Raw genomic sequence first — 25,286 nt, forward strand, 5'->3', positions numbered from 1 at the left:
AGGCTGGTGACCCGGATGACATTCGCGACCAACAGAGGCGGACGATGACTACTGAGATCAGTTACGAGGACTCCAAGCGGGAACTGCACACCGATCAGGGTGTGCTCCGGTACCACCAGGCCGGCGACGGTCCGCCGCTGCTGCTGCTGCACGGTTCCGGTCCCGGCGTCACCGGTTGGCGCAACTACCGCGGCGTCCTCGCCGACTTCGCGGAGCACTTCACCTGCTACGTGCTCGAGTTCCCCGGCTTCGGCGTCTCCGACCCGTGCGACGGCCACCCGATGGTCGAGGCAGTCGGCGCCGTGCCGGTCTTCCTCGACGGGCTCGGCCTCGACACCGTCGACATCATCGGCAACTCGATGGGCGGCGGTGTCGGCGCGAACATCGCGATCTCCCACCCCGAGCGGGTGAACAAGCTCGTCTCGATCGGCGGCATCGGCAAGAACGTCGTGTCCCCCTTCCCCGGCGAGGGCATCAAGCTGCTCACCGAGTTCACGGACAATCCCTCCCGCGAGAGTCTGATCCGCTGGCTGCACTCGATGGTCTACAACCCGGCCGTGGTGACCGAGCAGCTCATCGAGGAACGCTGGGCGCTCGCGACCGAGCCCAAGACCCTAGAGATCGCCCGCCGCATGTACAGCAGCACCGCGATGAAGGCGATGGCCGCCGCGGCCGCGCAGGCCGACATCACCCCGTACTGGGCGAAGCTCGGCAAGATCAAGGCCCCGACCCTCATCACGTGGGGACGCGACGACCGCGTCAGCCCCGTCGACATGGGTCTGCTGCCGATGCGCGACATCCCCAACGCCGAGTTCCACGTCTTCCCGAACTGCGGGCACTGGACCATGATCGAGGCCCGCGACGCCTGGCTGGCGTCGGTGCTCTCCTTCCTGTTGCGCGACCGCACGTAATCGACAGCCGTCTCCGCGGGTCACCGATCGTCGGGTGACCCGCGGGGAAGGCGAACGGTCATGGTCGGGCGATTCTTCACCAGCAGCCACACCGGCAGCACGGCGAGGCACAGGATCGGCAGGACCGTCACCGAGCCGACCATCGCCACCGGGACGAAGATCCCGAGCCAGCAACTACGCACCGCGACCACGATCGCGCCGAGTACCCCGCACGCGATCGCGGGCGGCACCGGCACCCCCGGAACGAGCGCGTGCCCGATCATTCCCGCGGTCACGCCGACGGCTGCCGACGCGATGACGCGTCCTCCGCGGAACCCGCTGGAGGCAGCTACCGCGAAGGCCGCGAGACTGCACCCGCCGAGCACGAGTAGCCGGGGAACGGACGTCTCCGGCGCCGACGCCACGACGTCGCGCATCGTCCCGATGTCCCGGAACATCGACTCCCGGCCTCCGAGCGCCCCGAGCAGACCGAGCACGACGCCGCCCAGCCCCGTCATCAGGACCGGGTTCCGAAGGCGGTGGAACGACGCGTGCAGAATGCGGTAGGCGTACACCGCTCCGAGCACTGTCACGGCGGTGACCGTCGCTATCGCGACCCCGCCGAGCACGGCCCACACCGTCACCGTCGCGTAGCCCGGCAGGTCGAGCGCGAGGACGGGCCGGTCGAGGACCGCCATCGTCACGGCCCCCGCCCCGGCTGCGACCAGCGGTGCGAGGATCGCGTCCCACAGGTTGCCCTGTACGCGCCGCCCGGTGAGTTCCAGGTACGCCAGGGGGGCCGCGACGGGGGTACCGAACTGCACGCCGATCGTCGCGGCGGTCGCCAGCGCCGCGACCCGGTCCGACGCGATCGCGGGCCCCACCCGAGCCACCACCCACACGGAGAGGGCGGCGTTGACCGAGATGAGGACGTTCTCGGGGCTGAGACCGACGCCGGCACCGAGCGCGACGACCAGCGCGAGCAGCAGGCTCGGCAGCACCCGCAGCGGGATCGGCGGTCCGATCAGACCCGCGGTCGCCGAGTCTCGGCCGGCGTGCCCGGGCACCAGCCACACGACCAGGCCGACGGTGATGCCGGCGACCGTCAGCACGATCGCGATCCACCAGCGGGCATCGCCGGCGAACCCCAGCGCGCTCGGGAGTGTCTCGTAGAGGAAGTCCGCGACCGCGCGCGCGACGGCGAGGACGGCGACAGGCATCGCGGTCGCCCCGACTCCGACGAACAGGGCGAGCATCGCCTCGCGCGCGATCACGCGGGCGTCCGGGCGTTCCTGGTCGCGCTCCTCGTCCTGCAACGGCGCCTCCGACGACTCGGGATCGGGCGCCTCGTCACCGTACTGCGCCGACGTGGCACCCGGTGCGTCATCCGATTCGCCTGCCCACCAGCCACGCCCGGTTCGCCTACGCTGTCGGAATCCGTCGGGTGGCGACCGCCTCCCCGGCGCTGCTCGTTCCGAAGGGGATGCCGTGCGGTCGTCGAGGTTCAATGTCGCGCTGGCTCGGGAGGCGCTCGCCGCCCGGTCCGAATCCGCACAGGGCTGGTTGCGCGGCACCGCTCCGGGACGGACGGTTCAGCGCATGCTGTCGGGCTTCGTCGACATCGAATGGGCGGACCGGTCCATGACGCTCGCGGCCCAATCGTTCACGTCGGTGCTGCCGGTGGTGATCGTGGCCTCGACGATCGGCAGCCACGACACGTTCACGAAGGGCTTCTTCGACCAGTTCGGCATCGCCATGGACAGCGTCGACGTGAGCACCGACGGCCTCGGCGTCGACGAACCCTCGTTCGCGGCTTTCGGGATCGTCGGTCTGTTGATGGTGCTGCTCGGCGGGACGTCCTTCGCCCGCGCCCTCGGCCGGATGTACGGGCGGGTGTGGCACGTGCCGACGCTGAAGTTCGCGAGCTGGTGGCGGTGGATCGCGGTGCTGCTGTCTGTGGCGTCGTGCGCCGCGCTGATCGGTGCCACACGGGTGCTCCTCGGAGTTCCGTACCTGGGCAGTTCCCTGGTCCTGGTCGCCCAGTTCGCGGTCTGGGCGGGGCTGTGGACCCTGGTGCCGTATCTGCTCACCGAGCGTCGCCTGTCGGCGCGCGTCCTGTGGTCGACCGGAGTGATCACCGCGGCGGGTCTGACTGTGCTGCGGATCGGCGGCAACGTCGTCCTGCCACGGACGGTCGCGACCGCCGAAGCCAAGTTCGGGGATCTCGGCCTGGTCTTCACCGCGATCGGGTGGATGTTCGTCGCGTGCGGCATCGTGGTCGGCGCCTCGGTGATCACGAAGGCACTCGCCCTCGACGAGGGACCGGTCGGGCATTACCTGCGCGGTCCGGGGGAGCCACTCACAGAGACTTCCATGATTCGCTGAAGGAAGACGCCAGCTTCCGCGGGTTACCTGTCGGATGTGAGTTCCACCTTCACTCCTCCTCCGGTCCGTGCCGTCGACCTCGACGCCGTCGCGGCCGCCGCCTGCGCCGGGCACGACGACGCGATGGCGGAGCTGATGGCTCGTGTGCGGCCGATGGTGTTGCGCTTCTGCAGGTCGAGGCTGCGCGGGTCGCGCTGCCTGTCGGCCGAGGACGTCACCCAGGAGGTGTGCATCGCCGTGATGCGTGCACTCCCGGGCTACGAGGACCGCGGCAGATTCACGGCGTTCGTGTTCGGGATCGCCTCGCACAAGATCGTCGATGCGTTACGCGCGTTCGGTCGCGACAAATCGGTTCCGGTCGACATCGTTCCGGAGGTCCCCGTGGAGTTCGATACGCCCGAGGAGCACGCAATGCGGGCCCACGACACGCAACATGCGTGGTCGCTGATCGGTGTCCTCACCGCGCGCGAACGCACCATCCTCCGCCTGCGCATCGTCGAGCATCAGAGCGCGGCCGAGACCGCGCGCGTGCTGAACACGACGGCGGGCGCCGTCCGAGTGGCGCAGCACCGGGCGCTGAACCGGCTACGCGCCCAGCTCGCCTCGCGGTGAGGCGCGAAACCCGAAGCGTGGCAAAGAGCGATCACCCGTCCAGCTCATACCGTTACAGCATCGTTACCGCGGCGACTGACCGCTCGGTTTGCCCTGTTCGCAGCGCTGTCCGCGCGCCTCCGACCTCCGGCCGCGCCTCGATCCCTCGACCGATTCGCCCCGTTCGACCGACTTTGCTGTTGCAGCCCCGTCCCACTGCGTCAATGGTGGAGGGGTGATCTTGGTCTTCGGACTGCGACAGCCTCGATCACGTTCCGATGGTTCACATTTGGAAGGGGATGAACATGCAGTTGCGTAATCGGAAGACTCTCGGTCACGCGTTCGGCGGGGCTGCGATCGTCGCCGCGGCAGCGCTCGCGGCACCCGCCCTGGCCTCGGCCGAACCGGTCGAGCTGGCCAGCCCGACGGTGACGACCGGCGTCGACGGCAACACGCTTTCGGTCACCGTGGCGAACACCAACGAAGATCCCACCACCAGCTGCGGCGCCTTCGCCCTCGACGCCACCAAGCTTCCTGCGCTGCAAGCGGATCCGAGCAAGATCACGGAACCGGGCTTCCTGGCGTGGCAGACGGATGTGGCCGAGCGGGTCGGCGCGGGCGCCGAGGACACGTTCACGACCGATCTCCAGGACGGCGTGTACGCGGTTGTGGGCGAGTGCATCTCGCTGACCAACCCGGAACTGCCCGCCGTGGGCGACCCGCAGATCGTGCCCGTCGGCGGCCTGCTCGGCAGCGTCGACCTCGGCAGCCTGCAGGGCCTGCTGCCGGCCGACCTCGACCTGGGTAGCCTCCAGGATCTGCTCCCCGCCGATCTCGGCGATCTGCTCGCGGGTCTGCCCCTCGGCTCCACGGCCCCGGCTCAGTAACGCAGCCTTTCGCGCTTCCCTGGGCGGCGCCGACACCCGATCGGGTGTCGGCGCCGTTTCCCTCCCCAGGGAGTCCGGTGGTCAGCTGCCGAATGCGAATCCGGAGAAGACGCTCTGGAAGGAGCCCGTGTACTGCGGCACGAGCTGGAAGTCGACACGATTCGCATCGCCCAGATCCAGATCGACCGAGCGGGTCGGGTCGTCGGCCCCGCAGCCGGCCGGCGCGACCACCTCGACGGTGTAATCCGTCTTCGCCTCGAGCCACTGGAAGAAGTAGAAGCCGAAGTCGTCGGTCTCGGTCGTCGCGAGAAGGCCGCTGTCGTCGCTCACGTTCACCGTCACTCCGGGCGCGCCCACTCCCTCGGGCTGCGGGCACCCTGTCACGGCTCCGGTGATGTCGTGAACCGTGGTGACACGGAAATCGACGTCGTAGACCGGTCCGTTGGTGGTGTCCACCGCCCGGGTTCCCGGGAAGGCACCGCAGCCCGCACCGATGTACGGCTTGACGACATAGTTGCCGGGCGCCCGGTCGACGAAGGCATAGTCCCCTTCGGCGTCGGTGGTCACCGAATCGATTCGGCCCGAGTCGTCCCACAGCTCGACCCAGATGCCTCCGGCGTTCCCCATCGGGTCACAGGTGTTGACCAACGTTCCCGCGACCGAGTCGTCCGACCGCGCCGACGCGATTCCCGGAAGAGCCGCAACCAGGCCCACGCCGAGCGCGAGGGAGGCCAGAGCGATGCGCTTCATGTTCACTGTTCTCGATTCGATCGAAACGATGCCACCCACGGTGACAAGCGCGTCCCCGTCGTTCGCGCCGCTGCGAAAGTTTGCACGGGTCACGACTGTCGGGTCAACGGGATCCGGCCAAGAGAGGCAATGATTTTCGATCCCACCCAAACTCTCGAACCGGACAGATTTCACCCTCCGATTTCACCCGTCGGCAACGTTCGGTTCGGTCCGGCCACGATTCTCCCCGAGCCCGCCCGCGAACCGCGGCTCCCGGCATAGCCTGAACAGCACGGCACATCCGGTTCGAGATCCGTAAGGAGCACTCGATGAGCCACTCGACGAGCACGGAATCGACGGTTCGCGTCACCCGCACGGCAGTCAACTGGAAACGACTCTGGGCGGGCGGGGTCGCGACTGCGATCGTCGCGGCGCTGGCCGGAGTGGTGGGGGTGCTGGCCGTACGCGGCCCCATCGATACCCCTGTGATCTCGCCGCCGCACACGCCGTGGGACTCACAGGTCACCACGGTGGCGGTCTACGCCGCGATCGCGGCCCTGATCGCCACCGGACTGCTGCACCTGCTGCTGATCTCGACGCCACGCGCCTCCACCTTCTTCACGTGGATCGGCATCCTGGCGACAGCCGCCTTCGCGTTGTGGCCGTTCAGCGTCGACGCCACCGCCAAGTCGCAGATCGCGAGCGGTGCCATCTACCTCGTAGTCGGCATCGCGATCGTGTCGCTACTGTCGGGGGTCGCGGCGTCCGCGCAGAGCACGTTCACCGCGCGTCCCTGACCGGGACGGCAACCTGCGCCCCGCGGCGGGCGGGGGATCGACTGATCGTCGAGCTAAGTCCCGATCCGGGCCGTCGCCTTGATCTCCACCAAGATGCCCGGCATCCCGAGGGCCGTGACGCCCACCGCGGTCCAGGCGGGTCGGGCACCGTTCTGGAAGCGTGCCTTCGCCGCCATGAACTCCGTCATGTGTTGGGGGAAGTCCACGTGGAAACTCGTGAGTTCCACCAGATCCGACGGCCGGGCGCCGTGTTCGGCGAGCAGCTTCGCGAGCGTCGCGAACGCGAGGTCGTACTGCCGCTCCGGATCGGCCGGCGCACTGCCGTCCGCCTCGAGCCCGACCTGGCCGGAGCAGAACAGCAGGTCTCCGCTGCGCACGGCATTCGAATAGCCGTACTCTTCTTCCCAATTCGTCGACATGTCGTGTTCCTTTCGTTTCGAGGTCAGCGCAGGATTCGAGGTCAGCGCAGGTAGCCGTGGTGTGCCACCGGTTCGGCCGCGCCGCCCCGGACGGCCCCGTCCAGGCCGCGGAGCAGGATGTTCCGCAACTCCCTCGGGTCGATCACGTCGTCGTAGAACAGCGTTTGCGCCAACGCCCACGGCCCTGACGCCTCGTTCTCGACGAGAGCCCGGCGGGTGTCGTCGTCCTCCTTCGCGGTGCGTCCACCGACGTCGGCGGGGATGCCACCGAGCGTGACCGCGGGGAAGGCGAGCGTCATCGTCTGGTTGTCGTAGGGATTGGCGCCCATCACCGAACTGCCGAACCCGAACGCTTTGCGTACCGTCACGTGGAACTTCGGTGTCCGCAACCGGTGCTGCGCGGCGAACATGCGAGCACTCGCCTTGAGGATCCCGGCCTTCTCGGATGCGCTGCCCGCCATCACACCCGGGTTGTCGGCGAGGAACAGCACCGGCAGGTGGAAGGCGCCCACGAGTTGAAGGAAGGCCGCCGCCTTGTCCGCGGCCGCCACCGTCACCGCGCCCGCCGTCACCGTCGGCTGGTTCGCGACGACCGCGACGGCATGCCCACCGATGCGCACCAGCGCGGTGATGATCGACGTCCCGTACGTCGGCTGGATCTCGGTGACGGTGCCCGCGTCCGCGACGGCCGTGAGCATCACCCGCATGTCGTAGGGTCGCTTCTGGTTGACCGGGACCAGGTCGAGCAGTTCCGGTAGAGCCCGCTCCCCCACGTCGTGGTTGCCGCCGTCCGGCCCCACCCACGGTGGCCGCTGCCACGCGCTGCTCGGGAAATACGACAGGTACCGGCGGGCCAGCGCCAGCGCGGCGTCGTCGGACTCCGCGAGGTTGTGCGCCACACCCGACGTGTCGATCGCGACCTGCGGACCGCCGAGCGTCTGTTTGTCGATCTGCTCGCCGGTGGAAGCGGCGACCAGTGGCGGGCCCGCGGTGAACAGCGCGCCGTGCCCACCGACCATGATCACGAAATCCGAGAGCGGCGCAGCGAGCGCGCCGTGTCCGGCCGACGGACCCGTCACGATCGCCACGGTGGGCACCAGCCCCGACAGATCGGCCATCGCCTGAAGGTCGTTGGGCGCGGGACGGTTCCGCTCGAGCGCGTTGGTGGCGCGATGGCCGGCACCCTCGAGCATCATCACGAGCGGCGTCCGGTTGCGCAGCGCGAGCTGCGCGGCTCGAGTGCGCTTGGATGCGGCCGCGGTGCCGATCGACCCGCCGGCGACGGTGAAGTCCTCGGCGCCCACCATCACCGGACGCCCGTCGATCGTCCCGGACCCGGCGACGAATGCGTCCGCGGGAATCGCGGGATCACCAGTGAGCGGCCCCAACTCGACGAAGGATTCCGGATCCACCAGACCGGCGACACGGCTGCGGGCGTCGAGGCGCCCCGTCGCCCGGTACCGCGCGAGTTTGTCGGCGCCGCCCATCGCCCGGGCCGCCGCCCTCCGCTCGGCCAGTTGCTCGAGCAGCGGCGCCCAGTCGGCGCCGTTTCCCGCATTCACCCTCGACCCTCCTCGACACCGAGTGAGCCGGGTCACGTCGACGACCGGCGAGGTGAATGTACGAAGGAACGCGGGGGCCTGCAACAGACGCCCCCACTCACCGGAAACGGCGGACGACCAACCCCCGAGGGGCTACGCCGGGCGCCGCCGCGCGAGCGCACGCGGCGGCACTCACTGCGGCAGCGGGTCCCGCACGGCGTCGGCCTCCGCGTGGTGCAGGCGACCGGTGTCGGGGTCCACTTCGACGGCGTGCGACGGCAGTTCGTGGACCGCGACGACGAAATGCTGTTCGGGCGCCGGTCCCGCGCCGGCCCGGGACGACCGCGGCAACCCGGCGAGCGTCGCGGACACCCCGGCGGGCCGACGACGGGACGCACCGTCCGCGTTCGGCGCCGCGAGCACGTGCTCACCGTCCGCACCGGCGCGAGTCGACACCCGCAGATACCTTGGAGTGGTGGCCAATTCGTAGCGGAACGCCTTGAGCATCGACACACACGCGAGCACCATGACGATCGAGAACGGCACCGCGGTGGCGATCGAGGCGGTCTGCAGGGCGGTCAACGATCCGGCGCCCCCGACCAGCAGCAGCACCGCGGCCGCGACGCCTTCCAGCACCGACCAGTACACGCGGGTCACCTTCGGGGTCTCGAGATCCCCACCGGTGGCGAGGATGTCGATGACCAGCGAGCCCGAGTCGGCGGACGTGACGAAGAAGAACACGACCACGGCGATCGCCAGCACACTGGTGATCGTCCCCAACGGCAGGCCGTCGAGGAGATGGAACAGCGTGGTGTTGGTGTCGACCGAGCCGTCGGCCGCGAGCATGTCGCCGTCGTTGCGCTGGCGGAGGATCCCCGAGTCGCCGAACACCGTGAACCACAGGGACCCGATCAGTGTCGGCGCCAGCAGGACGCCGAAGACGAATTCGCGGACGGTGCGGCCCCGCGAGATGCGGGCGATGAACATGCCGACGAACGGCGCCCAGCTCATCCACCAGCCCCAGTAGAAGATCGTCCAGGTTCCGGCCCACCCGTCGTCCGCGAACGGTGACGTGCGAAGCATCATCTTCGGGAAGGCCTGGGTGTAGCCGCCGAGGTTCTGCACCCACGACTGCAGCAGGAACAGCGTCGGACCGAGCAGCAGGACGAACAACGCCAGGCCGGCGGCGAGGACCATGTTGATGTTCGAGAGCCACCGCAGCCCCTTGGTCACGCCGGTGACGACCGAGAAGGTGGCAAGTCCGGTGACGATCACGATGAGCCCGACGACGAACCAGTTGTCGGGATCGACCCAGCCCAGATACTCGAGGCCTGCCGAGATCTGCTGCACCCCGAAGCCCAGCGACGTCGCGACACCGAACAGGGTGCCCACGATCGCGATCGCGTCGATGGCGTGCCCGATCGGCCCCTCGACGCGCTTGCGTCCCAGCAGCGGCTCGAGCAGCCAGCGGATCGACAGCGGCCGCCCCTTGCGGTAGGTCATGTAGGCCAGGCCGAGGCCGACCACCACGTAGATCGCCCACGCGTGCAGACCCCAATGGAACAGCGTCAGTTCCATCGCTTGGTTGGCGGCCGCATCGGTGGAGCCGGGAACACGCCCCGCCTCGGGCGGATCGACATAGTGCGAGAGCGGTTCGGCGACCCCGTAGAAGACGAGACCGATTCCCATGCCGGCGCTGAACAGCATCGCGAACCACGACAGCATGCCGAACTCGGGCTTCTCGTCGTCGTCACCGAGCCGGATGTTGCCGATCCGGGAGAGCCCGCAGTAGAGGGCGAACAGCACGAATCCGGTCGCCGCCAGCACGTACCACCATCCGACGCCGTCGGTGATGGCGGTGTTCAGGCTGCCGAACGCGTCGCTCGCGGTGCCCGAGTAGACGACCGCGAAGGCGATCATCGCGAAAATCACCAGGGAGGCCGGCACGAACACCGGCTTCTTCAACCCTCGCCAGGCTTCTCGTATCGCTGCCACGTCGGTCCCTTCAGCGTGTGCGTCGAGCCGGGCCTGCACACGAGTCGGCGGCCTCGGCGAACTTTGTCACCGAGGCAAACACAGATGACGGCAAGGTGCTGGGCACCGGTCCCACGCGATCGTTCCGACCTGCGATTTCGTTCCACGTCAGTGACGATTCGAACAATCGTCGGCAAACCGAGAGCCGGATCGCGTCCCCGCCCGTCCGGGTGCCGAGACGCCGCGTGCGCGCCCGTCCCGGCCGGAAGGCCGGTGCGAGCGCGCACGCAGGAAGGGACCGGGCGAGCTAGACGAGCAGCTCGGCGATCTGAATAGTGTTGAGCGCAGCGCCCTTTCGCAGGTTGTCACCCGAGACGAACAGCGCCAGGCCGCGGCCCTCGGGTGCACCCGGGTCCTGACGGATCCGGCCGACGAGGGACACGTCGCCGCCGGCGGCCGCGAGCGGGGTCGGCACGTCCACCAGCTCGACACCGGGGGCGCCGGCGAGCAGTTCCTCGGCGCGCTCCACCGACAGCGGACGCTCGAACTCGGCGTTGATCGCCAGCGAGTGACCGGTGACGACCGGGACGCGCACGCACGTACCCGACACCAGCAGGTCCGGCAGGCCGAGGATCTTGCGGCTCTCGTTGCGGAGCTTCTGGTCCTCGTCGGTCTCGCCGCTACCGTCGTCGACGAGCGCACCGGCGAGCGGCACCACGTTGAACGCGATGGGGGCGACGTACTTGTCCGGCGCGGGGAAGTCGGCGGCCGCACCGGAGTGCACCAGCTTCTCGGCGTCGTCGGCGACGGCGCGCACCTGGCCGACGAGCTCCTCGACACCGGCGATGCCACTGCCCGAGACCGCCTGGTAGCTGCTGACGATCAGGCGCTGCAGGCCGGCCTCGTCGTGCAGCACCTTGAGGACCGGCATCGCGGCCATCGTGGTGCAGTTCGGGTTGGCGATGATGCCCTTCGGCGGGTTCTGCAGCGCTTCCGGGTTCACCTCGCTGACGACGAGGGGGACCTCGGGGTCCTTGCGCCACGCCGACGAGTTGTCGACGACGATCGCACCGGCCGCGGCGAAGCGCGGGGCCTGTGCCCGGGACAGCGTCGCACCGGCCGAGAACAGCGCGATGTCGATGCCCTTCAGATCCTCGTCGGACGTCGCGGCGACGTCCTCGACCACGATCTCCTCGCCGCGGAACGGCAGCTTCTTACCGGCCGAACGAGCGGAGGCGAAGAACCGGACCTTGTCGGCCGGGAAGTTCCGCTCCTCGAGTAGGGTGCGCATGACGATGCCGACCTGCCCGGTGGCACCGACGACAGCAATGGTGGTCATTCGAATTACCGTCCCGTTCCTGCGTGTACGACGGCCGCTTCCTCGCCGCCGAGGTCGAAAGCTGCGTGGATGGCGCGCACGGCGTCGTCCAGATCGGTGTCCTTGACCAGCACCGAGATGCGGATCTCCGACGTCGAGATGAGGTCGATGTTGACGTCCGCCTCGGCGAGGGCCTCGCAGAACTTGGCGGTGACGCCCGGGTGGCTCTTCATCCCGGCGCCGACGAGCGACACCTTGCCGATGAGGTCGTCGAACAGGATCTGCGTGAAATCGATCTCCGACTGCAGGGCCGTCAGCTTCTCCACGGCGCGCGGGCCGTCCGCCTTGGGCAGCGTGAAGGTGATGTCGGTCTTGCCGGTCTCGACCTTGGAGATGTTCTGCAGAACCATGTCGATGTTGATCTCGGCCTCGGCGATGGCGCGGAAGACCTTGGCGGCGTGACCCGGCGTATCGGGCAGGCCGACGACGGTGACCTTGGCCTCGCCGCGGTCGTGTGCGACACCGGTGATCAGGGCTTCTTCCACGGGGATGTCCTCCATCGATCCGGACACGATCGTTCCGGGCTTGGTCGTGTATGACGAGCGGACGTGCACGGGCACGTTGTAGCGGCGGGCGTACTCGACGCAGCGCAGCATGAGCACCTTGGCACCGCAGGCGGCCATCTCGAGCATCTCCTCGAAGGAGACGGTGTCGAGGCGCTGGGCGTCGGGGACGATGCGCGGGTCGGCGGTGAAGACACCGTCGACGTCGGTGTAGATCTCGCAGACGTCGGCCTTCAGCGCCGCGGCCAACGCGACGGCGGTGGTGTCCGAACCACCACGGCCGAGGGTGGTGACGTCCTTGCTGTCCTGGCTGACGCCCTGGAATCCGGCGACCAGCACGATCGAACCCTCGTCGAGCGCGGCACGGACACGGCCCGGCGTGACGTCGATGATCTTGGCGTTGCCGTGGCTGCCGGTCGTGATGACGCCGGCCTGCGAACCGGTGAAGGACCGGGCCTGCGCGCCGAGCGAGTGGATCGCCATCGCGACGAGTGCGTTCGAGATGCGCTCACCCGAGGTGAGTAGCATGTCCATCTCGCGGGCCGGCGGCACCGGGCACACCTGCTGCGCCAGATCGAGCAGCTCGTCGGTGGTGTCGCCCATCGCCGAGACGACCACGACGACGTCGTTGCCCGCCTTCTTGGTCTCGACGATCCGTTCAGCGACGCGTCGGATGCGCTCGGCGCTCGCGACCGAGGATCCCCCGTACTTCTGGACGACGAGAGCCACGCGTGTGTACCTCCGGTTAGATGGATTGATGCAGTCCAGTTGTCGAGCTTACCGAGGGGTGTCCGCGTCAGTGCAGGGCGTCCTCACCAAGCGTTCGCACGACGACTGCCGCGGACAGGTGGCAGCATCGCCGCCGTGGACATCACCCGCCGCTTGACCACGCGCCCCACCGAGGAGCGCGCATCCGTCTCACCTCTCGAGCTCTTCTTCGACCTGGTGTTCGTCTTCGCGATCACCAGAGTCACCGATCTCATGGCCGACGATCCCACAGGCATCAATTTCCTGCACGGCATCCTCGTGATGGCGGTCCTGTGGTGGAGCTGGGTCGGCTACTCCTGGGTGGCCAATCTCGTGCGTGCCGACGAGGGCGTCGTCCGCCTGGTCATGCTCGCGGCGATGTCGGCGGTGTTCGTCGTCGCGCTCACCATTCCGGAGGCCTTCGACGACCTGCCCGGCGGACTCGACGGCCCGATGGTCTTCGCGCTCGGCTACTTCGCGGTCCGCCTGCTGCACATCCTGGTGTTCCTGGTGATCAGCAAGGACGATGCGCAGCTGCGCGGGCAGGTCAAACGGTTCGTGCCGTCGATGCTGACCGGCACGACGTTCCTGCTGATCGCGTCGCAGGTCACGGGACCGTGGCAGACGGTGTTGTGGTTCCTCGCGCTGGCCGGCGACTATTTGGGCACGCTCGTCGGCGGGCTCGACTGGCGGCTGCGTTCGGTGAGCCACTTCGCGGAACGCCACGGCCTGTTCGTCATCATCGCGCTGGGCGAGTCGATCGTCTCGATCGGCATCGGCGTGGCGACCCTGCCGATCACCTGGGCGATCATCGTCGCGTCACTGCTCGGGCTCGCGGTGTCGTCACTGCTGTGGTGGGCGTACTTCGACGTGATGTCGCTGATGGTCGAGCACGCGTTCGAGGAGGCTCGAGGCCGACGCCGCATCCAGATCGCGCAGCGTTGCTACAGCTACGCCCACCTGCCGATGGTGATCGGCGTCGTGATGCTCTCCCTCGGGCTCAAGAAGATCCTCTACTACGTCGGCGACGGCAACCACCACCGGCTCACCGACCCGCTGCAGGGCTGGCCGCTCGTGGCCCTGTTCGGCGGTGCAGCGCTGTACCTCGCGGCGCTGGTCGTCTTCAAGCTGTACGGGGTGGGCGCGTTCAGCGTTCCGCGGACCGTCACCGTCGTCGTCCTGGTGGCGCTGATCCCGGTGGTGTGGCACCTACCGGCCCTCGTCACGCTCGGCATCCTCACCGCGGTGCTGCTACTCCTCATCGCCTACGAGACGCGCGCGTTCGCGGAGAGTCGACGCACCATCCGAGCCTGAGCGTCAGATCAGCGCCACCACGTTCCGCACCACGAACAACGCGCCGAAACCGAAGAAGACAGTGAGCGTGAGCGGCCGCTCGTGCGCGATCATCCACTCCTTGACCGCGGAGAGCGCGCTCTTCGCACGGTCTCCGAACGCCAGGTAGACGCCGATCGGGACGAGGAAGTCGAGGCCCGCCGCGAGGAGTAGAAGCACCGTCCCGAAAACCGCCGTCCCGGGCGTGGTGTCGGCGGCGGCGATCACGGTAGTTCCGGAGATCATGATGGCCAGATTCGGGTTCACGATCGACAGGGCGGCGCCCATGATGAACGCTCCGCGCGGCTTCGCGTTGGAGAGTTGCTGCATCCATTCCGGCCCGATGTCCGACGGCGACCGTCGCCGGACCAGTTGTCCCACAACGAAGGCGACGAAGATCAGACCGACGCCAGACCCGCCCAGTGACTGACGTCTCCGGAGCGCGACGTGTCGTGGGTCGCGCCCCCGAGCAATGCCGCGCCGCCGATCGCGGTGTACGCGACCACTGTCGTTCTGAGGTTCCGTGGGCCGTCGCACCCCTCGTGCCACCGCGACGGTTTCCAGGAACGCCATCACCGAGATCGCCAGCGCCCCCGGCAGGAGATCCACGACATCGTGCAGTGAGGGTACCCCAGGAAGCGGGATCCCTTGTGGAACTTCGGCAATGAGCGCGACACCTCGATCACGGAGGCCAGTGAAAGCGATCAGCGCGATACCGGCCGCCACCACGATGAGCGGACCCGGAACGCGCGGCACCAGCCGCCCCATCGCGAGCAGCGCCGCGACGGACACGATCGACAGCACCACCGTCGCACCGTTGGCGTCGCCGACCTGCCGCAGCACCCCGTTCAGCACGTGGAAGAAGCCGGTGGCATCCGGATCACCGGGTACCCCGAGCAGTTTCGGCAGCTGACTCGCCGCGACGGTCGACCCGACTCCGGCCTTGATTCCGGACATCGTTGCCTCGCTGATGTTCTCGATGATCGCGCCCAGTCGCAGCACGCGAGCTGCGACTGAGGATCAGACCGACCATCAGCGTCAGCGTCATCAGGGCGGCACCAAGCAGGTGTAGAGGCCGATCTGCACCGGCATGTCGGCGATCGTCGCGTACGCCATGGCCTGCGGGATCACCACCGCGCCGGCGCTGAGGCCCGCGACGAGGTCCGCGCGGAGCCACGTCCTCCGATAACCGACGAGCGTGGGCGCGAGCACCGTCTCCCGAGTTGCCGTCACGGGCTCTCGCCCACTGCGCTGTCGGCCAGCGCGTCGGCGACGGTCGCGTAGACGCCGACCGAGCCACTTCGCCGGAGCGTGTCACGGAACTGGCCGATGTCCCTGGCGACCCGGAGGTCGATCCCCCTCTGCGACAGGGTGTTACGCAGCTGCACCAGCATCTCGGCGGCGGTGACGTCCACGTAGGGCGATGTCTCGGCGTCCAGCACCACCAAACGCGTCCGCTCGGTGCACAGGTCCTCGATCCGGTCCTTGACGTGATCGCAGTTCGCGAAGAACAGTCCGGCCTCCACACGCACGACGAGCACGTCGGGGCGGGTCGGCAACTCCGGGTGCCTCTCCGTGTCGACCCACAGGGTGCCCAGCTTGGCGAGGCGCGCGACGTGCGGCCGGGAGGCGCGGTACAGCAGGAGCAGCATCGACACCCCGATGCCGATCACCAGTCCGGGCAGGGTGTCGAAGAACAGCACTCCGGCCATCGCCGCGATCGCCGCCGCGAAGTCCGCCCTGGCCGCGTGGCCGTAGATCCGGCCCAGGCGCGCCGTCCACACCCCGTACAGCCGGCGCAGTGCGGCAATGTCGACGAGTTCGATCACGGCCGCGATCACGACGGCCGCGAGAGTCGCCTCGGGTAGCTTCTCGAACAGTCCGGTGAGGAACAGCAAGGTCAGGATCGTCAGCACCGACACCACGAGGCCGCTCACCTGCGACTTCGCTCCGGCACCACCGTTGACGGCAGTCTTGGAGAGGCTGCCGTTGACCACCATGCCCGACGCCAGCCCGGCGCCCACGTTGGATGCGCCCAGACCGAGGAGTTCACGGTTGGCGTCCACCTCGTAGCCGGCCTTCGCCGCGTACGTCTTGGCGGCCCCGAGGCCTTCCGCGAACCCGATCAGCAGCACGCCCACCGCCGGACCGAGCAGGTCGACGTAGTCGTCGAACCCGATACCGTCCGGCAGGCCCACGGCCGGCAGGCCGGCGTCGATGTGACCGACGATGTCGACGTCCTGGTCGTCGAGGCCGAGCAGGGACACGGCCCCGATTCCCACCAGTACGGCGAGCAGGGAGCCGGGCACGAGAGGTAGCCAGCGCTTGAAACCGAGCACCACCGCCAGGCTGAGGACACCGATGAGGAGGGTGCGCCACTGGGTGTCCCCGAGTCGGGTGATGACGCCCCCCGCCTGTTCGAAGAAGTTGCCGCCGGACTTCTCGACCCCGAAGAGCTTGGGCACCTGGCCGATCACGATCGTGAGCGCCAGGCCGACGATGAATCCCTTGAGCACCGGTTCGGAGATGAAGGAGGCGACGAAGCCCAGCCGGATCAAGCCGGCGAGCAGGCCGACCAGGCCGGTCGCAATCGCCAGGACGGCCGACAGCGCGATGTACCTGCCGCCGTCCGCGCCGGCCAGCGGCGTAACGATCGCCGCCGACAGCGCCGCGGTCGCCGACATCGGCCCCACGACGAGATATCGTGAACTACCCACGGCCGCATAGAGAATCAAGGAAGGAACGGCAGCGTAGAGACCGACGAAGGGTGGTACACCGGCGATCGACGCGTAGGCGAGCGCCTCGGGGACGAGCACGGCCCACACCGTCAGTCCCGCCACCACGTCCGGCCTGATCCAGCCTCGCCGATAGTGCTGCAGCGAGGTGAACACAGGCCAGTTCCGGGTCGGGGGCGTCACGTCGCCATCGTGTCCGGTTCCGGCCCGCCGTTCTTCACACGCGGTGGGTGAAGCGCGGACGGTCGCAGATTCCGACGATGAGGTCGTCACGCTTCGCGCAGGGAACGGAGGATGGGGAATGGCCAAGGAATTCGACGGCACCATCAACCTGGACGTACGGGATTCGGTCTCGGACTGGGACGCCTTTCTCCCGGACAAGGCGCCGCAGGGCGCCCCCAACGTTCGCGTCGTGCTGTACGACGACACCGGGATGGCAGCGTGAACCCCGTACGGGGGACGCATCTCGATGCCGACGATGGACCGCCTCGCCGAGAACGGCCTGACGTACACCCAGTGGCACACCACCGCGTTGTGTTCGCCGACGCGCTCGACGTTCCTGACCGGACGAAATCACCATCTCAACGGTTTCGCGTCGATTTCCGAATCGTCCACCGGCTTCCCCGGATACAACTCGCACATCCCACCGTCGAACGTCACGATGGCGAATCTGTTGCGCGACGCCGGATGGGCGACGTTCTGGGTCGGCAAGAACCACAACGTCCCGATCGACGAGTGGACCGCGGGCGCGTCCAAGAAGAACTGGCCGCTCGCGCAGGGCTACGACCGCTTCTACGGATTCATAGGCGGTGAGACCAACAACTGGTACCCGTCCCTCGCCGAGGACAACCGCTACATCGAGCAGCCCTACACCCCCGAGGAGGGCTACCACCTGTCGAAGGACCTGGCAGACCAGGCACTGAAGATGATTCGCGACGTCAAGCAGACCGAGCCGGAGAAGCCCTGGTACCTGTGGTTCTGCCCCGGCGCGAATCACGCCCCGCACCACGCTCCGCAGGAGTACATCGCCAGGTGCGAGGGCATGTTCGACGACGGCTACGAGGCCTACCGCGAGTGGGTCCTCGCCCCCATGATCGAGCGCGGCGTCCTCCCCGCGGACACCGACCTGACGGCACTGAACCCGATGCCGGACGGCACGTTCTCCCCCACGGACGAGGTACGCCCGTGGGACGACCTGAACGACGACGAGAAGCACATGTTCAGCCGCATGGCGGAGGTTTTCGCCGGCTTCTCCGAGTACACCGACGCGCAGGTCGGCCGCATCGTCGACTACCTCGAGGAGTCCGGTCAGCTCGACAACACCCTCATCATCTACTGCGCCGACAACGGGGCGTCCGGTGAGGGCAGCCCCAACGGTTCGGTGAACGAGGGCAAGATCTTCGGCGGCTACCCCGACGACGAGGCCCAGAACCTCACGATGGTCGACAAGCTCGGGAGCCCGGACACCTACAACCACTACCCCACCGGGTGGGCGGCGGCCTTCTCGACGCCGTACAAGATGTTCAAGCGGTACACCTACCAGGGTGGTGTCTGCGACCCCCTGGTCATCCACTGGCCGGCGGGGATGAAGGCTCGGGGTGAGATACGGCACCAGTACCACCACTCGACGGACATCGTGCCGACGATCCTCGAGGCCTGTGGCGTCACTGTGCCGGAGACGTACAACGGCGTGGAACAGACCCCGCTGTCCGGCGTGTCGATGAGGTACTCGTTCGACGCGCCCGCGGACGGGCCGACGGCGAAGCAGACGCAGTACTACGAGATGTTCGGCCAGCGAGGTCTGTGGCATCGGGGCTGGAAGGCCGTCTCGGTGCACGGCCCGGTTTCGGGAATCGGCAACTTCGACGACGACGTCTGGGAGCTGTACCACGCGGACGTCGACCGCGCCGAAGCGCACGACCTGGCGGCACAGCATCCCGAGAAGCTCGAGGAGTTGAAGGCGCTGTGGATGGAGGAGGCGAAGGCCAACAAGGTCCTGCCGCTCAACGACCTGCAGGTCATCGGCAATCCGAAGGACTTCGAAACGTTCATCGGGATGGAGTTCCATCAGCCGGTGCCACCGAGCGGTCAGTACGTCTACTACCCGGGAACCAGTGAAGTGCCGGAACGGTCCGCGGCCAACGTACACGGCGTGTCGTACAAGATTCTGGCCGAGGTCGACCTCACTCCCGACACCCAGGGCGTGATCTTCGCGCACGGCTCACGATTCGGTGGGCACTGCCTGTTCGTCAAGGACGGGACCGTCACGTACGCGTACAACTTCCTCGGCATCCCGCCGGAGGACCGCATCTCGGCGCCCGTCCCCACGTCGGGCAAGCACGTCATCGGGGTGGAGTTCACGAAGGAGGGCATGGGCCCCAACCGTGAGGGCATCGGCCCGCTGCGGTTGTACATCGACGACAAGCAGGTGGGCGAGCAGAAGATCCGCACGGTGCTGGGACACTTCTCGCTGTGCGGTGAGGGCCTGTGCATCGGATACGACAGTGCGGACCCGGTCTCGAGCGCTTACCCGGAGCCGCGTTTCGAGTTCCGGGGAGGCGAAATAGCAAAGGTGGTATTCGATATCGCCGACGACGCGTACATCGATGTCGAGAAGCACATGCAAGCGGCCATGGCGCGCGACTGACGCGATACAGCCGACACGAACCGCCTGCGCGGGTTAGACTTTCCCCGCTGCAGGCGGTTCGTCCATTTGTCCCGGATGATTACTCGTTTATGTGGGAGGCATGTCGGGTGTCTATCGCGCAGGGCGGGAGTTTCGCTGCGAGCACCGAGATTCCGGTGTTACGCAGTGACCGTGTCGTGTCCCGTCCCCGCCTGTTCGAGGCGCTCCGTTCGGCCTTCGCCGATCCGAACGACACCATGTCCGTCGTACTGGTCTGTGCGCCAGCGGGTTCGGGAAAGACGACGTTTCTCGCGGACTGGGCGCATCGGACCCGCGAAGAAGCCGGCGCCCCTGTCGTCGCGTGGGCCTCGGTCGACGAGGAACACAACGCACCGCATGCCCTCCGCACGGAACTGGCTCGCGCTTTGGCCGGCGCGGGTCACCCCCGCCTGCGTGAAAACTGTGAGAACGCGGTGGATCATGCTCGTGCACAGGACTTCACGCTCGAATCCGCACTCGACGGCGTGGACGAGCCGGTCTGGCTCGTCGTCGACGACGCACACCTGCTCCACGAGCGGAACGCGCTGACCCAGCTGGAAATGCTGCTTCGGGCGCCACCCGAACGGCTGCGGGTCGTGGTGTGCTGCAGGTTCGAACCACCGCTCGCCTTCCAGAAGCTGCGGCTCGACGGCCGGGTTCTCGACGTGACGTTCGGCGACCTCGCCTTCACTCCCGACGAGGCCACGGCCATACTCGCCGAGCACGACGTGGAACTCGACGACCACGACCTCGCAGCCCTGATGGAGCGCACCGAGGGTTGGGCGGCCGGAATCCGACTGGCCGGCATGTCGCTGGCGGGCCACCCCGCCCCGAGCACCCTCATCGAGAACTTCAGTGGGTGCCGCCGGGCGGTGGCCGACTACCTGATCGAGCAGGTCCTGGCAGGACAGAGCGACGAGATCCGACAATTCCTCGTCAAGACGTCGGTTCCCGAGACGTTCTCCGCCGCCCTGGCCGAGGAACTCACCGGATGCGCCGACGCCCATGCCGTAATAGACCTGCTCGAGCACCGGAACTTCCTGATCAGCCGGATCGAGGGCGTCCCCACCCACTTCCGCTACCACCCGCTGCTGCGCAGCTATCTTCGTGCGGAGATCAGCCTGCTCGGCCGCCGCGCCGTGGCCGAACTCGAGCACGTGACCGCGCGCTGGTACGCCCGGTTCGGCGACGCGCTGCTCTCCCTCGAACACAGCGTGACCGCGGGCGATCCGTCCGACGTCGAGGACGTACTGTCCGAATCCGGCCTCGCGCTGGTCCTGGACGGCCACGGGGAGACCATCGAGCGCCTGCTCGCGGCAAGTCCTCCTCCGATCCGGAGCAGCCCCATCGCCGGCCTGGTGCGCGCGGCGGCGTACCTGCACGCCGGCCATCCGACACTCGCCGACGGACTCCTGGGAGGGACCGAACTACACTTGCGCGACGACGGAAACAACACGCGCACTGCACTTCTCGAGCGGGCATTGCGCCTCCAACTCGCGGTACGCACCGGCGATTCCGACACACTGCTCACATATCGGACCGAGCCCGCGACGCCTTCGGGTGATCTTCTCCTCGATGCATTCGCTGCCCTGCACAGTGGGTTCCGCGACCTGCATCTCGGATACCTCGACCGCGCCGTCGAGAATCTGGGCCGTGCTCGGGCGCACGCCCGCGAACTCGACACCGCGAGACTTGCAGCCCAGGCGTCCGCGGGTCTGGGCGTGGTCGCGGTCGCGAGGGGTCTACTCGGCGACGCGCACAGCCTGGCCGTCGAGAGCCGTGCGGCGTCGACCGCTGCCGACGCCTCCCCCTCCGCGGGCAACCGATCCGCGACCATGCTCGAGGCGCTGTGCCACTATCTCCGCAACGACACCTCTCGGGCCGTCGAACTGGCGACGACGACTGTCGACGCCGACTCTCCGTTGCCCACGGCCAGCGCCGTTGCCGCAGCCCTGTTCGGCATCGACACTGCGCCGGACCACCGCGCCGCGGTGGCGACGCTGCACGCCGCTACGACGGCGGGACGTCCCGCTCCGCATCCTCCGGGGCTGGTCGCGGTGTGCCTGCCGTCGATCCAGTTCGCGTACCTGCACATCGGGGAGACGACCTGGGCTCGCGAACTGGTCACCAATGCGTCGTCGGCACTGGGGCCGGTCGGCGACGTGTGCATTCTCGAGGCCGTCCTGCACCTGTGCAGTAATCAACTGGAGCGGGCGCGGACCATCCTGCAACCGGTACTCGACGGCGAAACAACCTGCGTCGCAGCGACGAACACTGTCACGGCGTGGCTCGTCGAGGCCGAAATCGCTCGCCGTCGCGCGCACGAGGCCCGGGCGCACGACGCGCTGGGCGAGGCGCTGCGCCTCGCCGAGCCCGAGCGTGTGCTGCGGCCGTTCCACGACATGGCTCCAGCGAGTCTGGAGCTACTCACCGCCAGTCGCGGACGCTTCGGATCCCGGGACCGGTTCGCGGACGAAGTCTGGGCGTCGCTGCCGCGGACCGTGGTGGCTACCGCAGAGAAGCTCACCAGGCGCGAGCTGCAACTACTCGCGGAGCTGCCCACGTGGCGTACTGCCGAGGAGATCGCGGCGGACCTGTGCGTGTCGGTGAACACCGTCAAGACCCATCTGCGCGGCATCTACCGCAAGCTGGGGGTCACCACCCGGCGGGACGCCGTCACGGCCGCGCACACCCACGGGTTGCTGTGAAATCCTGATTCACCATCGACGGGTGAGGCACGTTCCACCCACGGGCGGCATCCTCGACAGATCACGTGGGCACGCGATCGACTGAGGGGAGACGTCATGGCCACATCCGACCCGGCCTGGCCCGCCACCGTGCGATACGCGTTCCTCGTCGGCGGCGAACTGTCCGATCGGGTCCTCGCAGCCTTCCCCGAGCTTCAGGTCTCGGAGACGGCGCACGCCCACACAACTCTGTACGGTCCGGTCCGCAGCCCCACCGAACTGCGCGGCATGCTCGCGCGCTTCGACGCCCTCGGCCTCACCCTGGTCGAGATGCGGCGGCTCCCGGACTGACTCGCCTCCGGTGCGGCGCCGCTACCTTCCGACCAGTCCGATCTTCGCCTCGATCCGGTGGATGCGGGGGTCGTCGGCAGGAATGAGGAACGTCTCGTGAACACGCGCAGTGACCAGCGTCCGGCCGAACAGGCCGGCGTCGATGAGGTAGTCGGCAATCACCCGGTCGCCCTCGACCCGGTAACTCTCGTCGCGGATCGCCCGGATCATCCGGAACTGGGGTCCCCGCGAAAGGCTGCGGCGCAAGTGATTTCCCGAGAACCCGGTCTTCAGGCCCACCTCGTAGCGCACTGCGCCGGGGGCGTAGGGCACGGAGTCGCCGTCGTGGCTGAGCAGGGCGGCCACGTAGGTACGGGCCGCGTCGAGCTGTGCTGTCATGCGCACAGTCGACCACGCCACGCCCACCCCGAGTGTGAATTTGCTCCCCACTTCTCACCGGCCGAGAGGGGGCAGGGGTACAGTGCTTTCTATGCAGCGCGCGCTCCTTCTTGGGTGCCGCGGCGGGGTCTGATCCAGACTGGCCACCCGTCGCGGGTCCTCTCCGTGCGCCGGTCGCCTCAGCTGTCGGGCTCTCTACAGTCCACAACCAACCTGGAGATCGATTCCCATGTCCCCCGCTGACGCCTTCACTTCCGGTTCGCGCACCATCACGCCGCCGTCCAAGCCGGCGCCTGCCGACCAGCCGTCCTGGAACACCCAGAAGAACTCCTCCATGCCGACCTTCCGCTACCGCCCGTTCGGTGAAGAGGTCGAGACGGTGTCGCTGCCGGACCGCACGTGGCCCGACAAGGTCATCGACCGCGCCCCCCAGTGGTGTGCCGTGGATCTGCGCGACGGCAACCAGGCCCTGATCGACCCGATGAGCCCCGCGCGCAAGCGCCGCATGTTCGAGCTGCTGGTGCGGATGGGTTACAAGGAGATCGAGGTCGGCTTCCCGTCGGCGAGCCAGACGGACTTCGACTTCGTCCGCGAGATCATCGAGGACAACGCGATCCCGGACGACGTCACGATCCAGGTGCTGACGCAGTCCCGCCCCGAGCTGATCAAGCGCACGTTCGAGGCCTGCGACGGCGCGAAGAACGTGATCGTGCACTTCTACAACTCGACGTCCATCCTGCAGCGTCGTGTCGTCTTCCGCGCCGACAAGGACGCCATCAAGAAGATCGCCACCGACGCCGCCGCGCTGGTGCTCGAGGAGGCGAAGAACCACCCCGACACCAACTGGCGCTGGGAGTACTCGCCCGAGTCGTACACCGGCACCGAGCTGTCGTACGCCAAGGAGGTGTGCGACGCGGTCGTCGAGACCCTGGGCGCCACCCCCGACAACCGGGTCATCATCAACCTGCCCGCCACCGTCGAGATGGCCACGCCCAACGTGTACGCCGACTCGATCGAGTGGATGCACCGCAACCTGGCCCAACGCGAGAGCATCATCCTGTCGCTGCACCCGCACAACGACCGCGGCACCGGCGTCGCGGCCGCCGAGCTGGGCTACCAGGCCGGTGCCGACCGCATCGAGGGCTGCCTGTTCGGCAACGGTGAGCGCACCGGCAACGTGTGCCTGGTGACGCTGGGTCTGAACATGTTCACTCGCGGCGTCGACCCGCAGATCGACTTCTCGAACATCGACGAGATCCGTCGCACCGTCGAGTACTGCAACCAGCTGCCGGTACACGAGCGCCACCCGTACGGCGGCGACCTGGTCTACACGGCGTTCTCGGGCAGCCACCAGGACGCGATCAACAAGGGCCTGGACGCGATGAAGGTCGCGGCGGACCAGCAGGACGCCGACGTCGACGACATCGTGTGGGAAGTCCCCTACCTGCCGATCGACCCCAAGGACGTGGGCCGCACGTACGAGGCCGTCATCCGGGTCAACTCGCAGTCCGGCAAGGGCGGCGTCGCCTACATCATGAAGGCCGACCACGGGCTGGTGCTGCCGCGCCGCCTGCAGATCGAGTTCTCGCAGGCCGTCCAGAAGATCACCGACGGTGAGGGCGGCGAGGTCTCCCCCAAGGAGATCTGGGACGTCTTCGCCGAGGAGTACCTGTCCCCGGTCAGCCCGCTCGAGCGCATGCGTCAGAAGGTCACGGCGGCGGAGGAGGACGGCGGCACCGACGCGATCACCGCGGTCGTCAAGGTCAACGGCGTCGAGCAGGAGATCTCGGGTGCCGGCAACGGTCCGCTGGCGGCGTTCGTCGACGCGCTGGGCACCGTCGGCTTCGACGTCCGGGTCCTGGACTACTCCGAGCACGCGATGTCCGCCGGTGACGACGCGCAGGCCGCCGCGTACGTCGAGTGTGCTGTCACGCTGCCGGACGGCACCAGCAAGGTCGTGTGGGGTGTGGGCATCGCCACCTCCATCACCACCGCGTCGCTGCGCGCCGTCGTCTCGGCGGTGAATCGGGCGCACTGAGTTTCGGGCGCCCCTGGTTCGGGCGCACCGAGTTCCGACGCCCCAGGGCCCGCATCCGTACGGATGCGGGCCCTTCTGCTCGGTGCATGTCGCACCCGACTCACGTTGCGCCGGGCACCCGGTCGGTTAGGCTGGATCGAAGCGGCCGACGAAGCCGCGATGAACGACGCGGATCAGAGATCCGTCTGCACGGCGCCGGGCCCCGTTCCCTCGGGTTCCAGCAGGTTTTTCGTCCTGTGGGTTCGAGCGCGACGACACC

At 68.1% G+C, this 25,286-nt stretch carries 20 protein-coding genes and 1 pseudogene; 10 read left to right on the top strand and 11 right to left on the bottom strand.

From position 1 onward, the window contains the following. The first annotated feature begins 44 nt into the window (after positions 1-44). Positions 45-911 carry an alpha/beta fold hydrolase gene (locus PSS76_RS19865; protein ID WP_064058258.1) on the top strand — a complete coding sequence of 289 codons (867 nt, stop codon included), beginning with the start codon at positions 45-47 and terminating at the stop codon, positions 909-911. A 20-nt stretch (positions 912-931) separates the two neighbouring features. On the opposite strand, the gene PSS76_RS19870 is transcribed toward PSS76_RS19865, so the two are convergent. Next, the gene (locus PSS76_RS19870; RefSeq protein WP_081206568.1) at positions 932-2,206 is read right to left on the bottom strand and encodes an ion channel protein; all 1,275 of its coding nucleotides are present in this window, start codon (positions 2,204-2,206) and stop codon (positions 932-934) included. Positions 2,207-2,378: 172 nt separating this feature from the next. Between PSS76_RS19870 and PSS76_RS19875 the strand changes: the two genes are divergently transcribed. The 3 genes from PSS76_RS19875 (at position 2,379) to PSS76_RS19885 (ending at position 4,753) form a co-directional block, all read left to right on the top strand. Further along, the gene (locus PSS76_RS19875; RefSeq protein WP_337456567.1) at positions 2,379-3,275 is read left to right on the top strand and encodes a hypothetical protein; all 897 of its coding nucleotides are present in this window, start codon (positions 2,379-2,381) and stop codon (positions 3,273-3,275) included. A gap of 36 nt (positions 3,276-3,311) precedes the next feature. Then, positions 3,312-3,887 (top strand): RNA polymerase sigma factor ShbA, encoded by a 576-nt coding sequence (gene shbA, locus PSS76_RS19880; protein WP_337456568.1) that lies wholly within the window; start codon positions 3,312-3,314, stop codon positions 3,885-3,887. 284 nt (positions 3,888-4,171) lie between these two features. After that, positions 4,172-4,753, top strand: coding sequence for a hypothetical protein (locus PSS76_RS19885; RefSeq protein WP_044990407.1), 582 nt, complete (start codon positions 4,172-4,174; stop codon positions 4,751-4,753). 81 nt (positions 4,754-4,834) lie between these two features. Here the strand turns inward: PSS76_RS19885 and PSS76_RS19890 are convergent, their stop codons facing one another. Beyond that, a complete protein-coding gene (locus PSS76_RS19890) occupies positions 4,835-5,503 on the bottom strand; it encodes a collagen binding domain-containing protein (RefSeq protein WP_049799394.1) in 669 nt (222 codons plus the stop codon). A 308-nt stretch (positions 5,504-5,811) separates the two neighbouring features. On the opposite strand from PSS76_RS19890, the gene PSS76_RS19895 reads away from it, so the two are divergent. Continuing rightward, the gene (locus tag PSS76_RS19895) at positions 5,812-6,279 is read left to right on the top strand and encodes a DUF6069 family protein (protein WP_064076916.1); all 468 of its coding nucleotides are present in this window, start codon (positions 5,812-5,814) and stop codon (positions 6,277-6,279) included. Positions 6,280-6,332: 53 nt separating this feature from the next. On the opposite strand, the gene PSS76_RS19900 is transcribed toward PSS76_RS19895, so the two are convergent. The 5 genes from PSS76_RS19900 to PSS76_RS19920 form a co-directional block, all read right to left on the bottom strand. Continuing rightward, positions 6,333-6,698, bottom strand: coding sequence for a RidA family protein (locus PSS76_RS19900; protein WP_064058255.1), 366 nt, complete (start codon positions 6,696-6,698; stop codon positions 6,333-6,335). 41 nt (positions 6,699-6,739) lie between these two features. After that, positions 6,740-8,260 carry an acyl-CoA carboxylase subunit beta gene (locus PSS76_RS19905; RefSeq protein ID WP_084968824.1) on the bottom strand — a complete coding sequence of 507 codons (1,521 nt, stop codon included), beginning with the start codon at positions 8,258-8,260 and terminating at the stop codon, positions 6,740-6,742. Positions 8,261-8,431: 171 nt separating this feature from the next. Further along, on the bottom strand, positions 8,432-10,234 hold the full coding sequence (locus tag PSS76_RS19910) for a BCCT family transporter (RefSeq protein ID WP_175271454.1): 1,803 nt from the start codon (positions 10,232-10,234) through the stop codon (positions 8,432-8,434). 286 nt (positions 10,235-10,520) lie between these two features. Beyond that, the gene (locus tag PSS76_RS19915) at positions 10,521-11,552 is read right to left on the bottom strand and encodes an aspartate-semialdehyde dehydrogenase (RefSeq protein WP_022593735.1); all 1,032 of its coding nucleotides are present in this window, start codon (positions 11,550-11,552) and stop codon (positions 10,521-10,523) included. Positions 11,553-11,557: 5 nt separating this feature from the next. Then, complete coding sequence (locus PSS76_RS19920; protein ID WP_005515988.1) at positions 11,558-12,823, bottom strand: aspartate kinase; 1,266 nt, start codon at positions 12,821-12,823, stop codon at positions 11,558-11,560. Positions 12,824-12,958: 135 nt separating this feature from the next. On the opposite strand from PSS76_RS19920, the gene PSS76_RS19925 reads away from it, so the two are divergent. After that, entirely contained in the window at positions 12,959-14,155 is a 1,197-nt protein-coding gene (locus PSS76_RS19925) for a low temperature requirement protein A (RefSeq protein ID WP_337456569.1), read from the top strand. 3 nt (positions 14,156-14,158) lie between these two features. Here the strand turns inward: PSS76_RS19925 and PSS76_RS19930 are convergent, their stop codons facing one another. The 3 genes from PSS76_RS19930 to PSS76_RS19940 are packed head-to-tail and all read right to left on the bottom strand — an operon-like array spanning position 14,159 to position 17,091. Beyond that, complete coding sequence (locus PSS76_RS19930) at positions 14,159-15,175, bottom strand: GAP family protein (RefSeq protein WP_236733802.1); 1,017 nt, start codon at positions 15,173-15,175, stop codon at positions 14,159-14,161. Between the two features lie 45 nt (positions 15,176-15,220). After that, the gene (locus PSS76_RS19935) at positions 15,221-15,406 is read right to left on the bottom strand and encodes a SulP family inorganic anion transporter (RefSeq protein WP_049909974.1); all 186 of its coding nucleotides are present in this window, start codon (positions 15,404-15,406) and stop codon (positions 15,221-15,223) included. Continuing rightward, complete coding sequence (locus PSS76_RS19940; protein ID WP_337456570.1) at positions 15,403-17,091, bottom strand: SulP family inorganic anion transporter; 1,689 nt, start codon at positions 17,089-17,091, stop codon at positions 15,403-15,405. Before PSS76_RS19940 ends, PSS76_RS19935 begins: the two co-directional genes overlap by 4 nt. A 118-nt stretch (positions 17,092-17,209) precedes the next feature. Here PSS76_RS19940 and PSS76_RS19945 point away from each other — a divergent pair. The 3 genes and pseudogenes from PSS76_RS19945 to PSS76_RS19955 all read left to right on the top strand — a co-directional run bounded on the left by PSS76_RS19945 (position 17,210) and on the right by PSS76_RS19955 (position 22,611). Then, a pseudogene (locus PSS76_RS19945) lies at positions 17,210-19,555 on the top strand (arylsulfatase). 176 nt (positions 19,556-19,731) lie between these two features. Continuing rightward, entirely contained in the window at positions 19,732-22,281 is a 2,550-nt protein-coding gene (locus tag PSS76_RS19950; RefSeq protein WP_231849553.1) for a winged helix-turn-helix domain-containing protein, read from the top strand. A 96-nt stretch (positions 22,282-22,377) separates the two neighbouring features. Beyond that, entirely contained in the window at positions 22,378-22,611 is a 234-nt protein-coding gene (locus PSS76_RS19955; RefSeq protein ID WP_005516015.1) for a DUF8691 family protein, read from the top strand. A gap of 21 nt (positions 22,612-22,632) precedes the next feature. On the opposite strand, the gene PSS76_RS19960 is transcribed toward PSS76_RS19955, so the two are convergent. After that, positions 22,633-22,989: a DUF8021 domain-containing protein gene (locus PSS76_RS19960; protein WP_041673805.1), complete on the bottom strand. Its 357-nt coding sequence runs from the start codon at positions 22,987-22,989 to the stop codon at positions 22,633-22,635. A 229-nt stretch (positions 22,990-23,218) separates the two neighbouring features. On the opposite strand from PSS76_RS19960, the gene leuA reads away from it, so the two are divergent. Further along, the gene (gene leuA / locus PSS76_RS19965; RefSeq protein WP_013414683.1) at positions 23,219-25,027 is read left to right on the top strand and encodes a 2-isopropylmalate synthase; all 1,809 of its coding nucleotides are present in this window, start codon (positions 23,219-23,221) and stop codon (positions 25,025-25,027) included. The last annotated feature ends 259 nt before the right edge of the window (positions 25,028-25,286 follow it).

The sequence above is a fragment of the Prescottella sp. D32 genome, assembly GCF_037287305.1.
In the GTDB taxonomy this organism is placed as follows: domain Bacteria; phylum Actinomycetota; class Actinomycetes; order Mycobacteriales; family Mycobacteriaceae; genus Prescottella; species Prescottella equi.

Coding starts and splice junctions, on each gene's coding strand:
- leuA (WP_013414683.1), top strand. CDS start 23,219: ATGTCCCCCGCTGACGCCTTCACTTCCGGTTCGCGCACCATCACGCCG.
- PSS76_RS19915 (WP_022593735.1), bottom strand. CDS start 11,552: ATGACCACCATTGCTGTCGTCGGTGCCACCGGGCAGGTCGGCATCGTC.
- PSS76_RS19960 (WP_041673805.1), bottom strand. CDS start 22,989: ATGACAGCACAGCTCGACGCGGCCCGTACCTACGTGGCCGCCCTGCTC.
- PSS76_RS19865 (WP_064058258.1), top strand. CDS start 45: ATGACTACTGAGATCAGTTACGAGGACTCCAAGCGGGAACTGCACACC.
- PSS76_RS19955 (WP_005516015.1), top strand. CDS start 22,378: ATGGCCACATCCGACCCGGCCTGGCCCGCCACCGTGCGATACGCGTTC.
- PSS76_RS19895 (WP_064076916.1), top strand. CDS start 5,812: ATGAGCCACTCGACGAGCACGGAATCGACGGTTCGCGTCACCCGCACG.
- PSS76_RS19890 (WP_049799394.1), bottom strand. CDS start 5,503: ATGAAGCGCATCGCTCTGGCCTCCCTCGCGCTCGGCGTGGGCCTGGTT.
- PSS76_RS19900 (WP_064058255.1), bottom strand. CDS start 6,698: ATGTCGACGAATTGGGAAGAAGAGTACGGCTATTCGAATGCCGTGCGC.
- PSS76_RS19885 (WP_044990407.1), top strand. CDS start 4,172: ATGCAGTTGCGTAATCGGAAGACTCTCGGTCACGCGTTCGGCGGGGCT.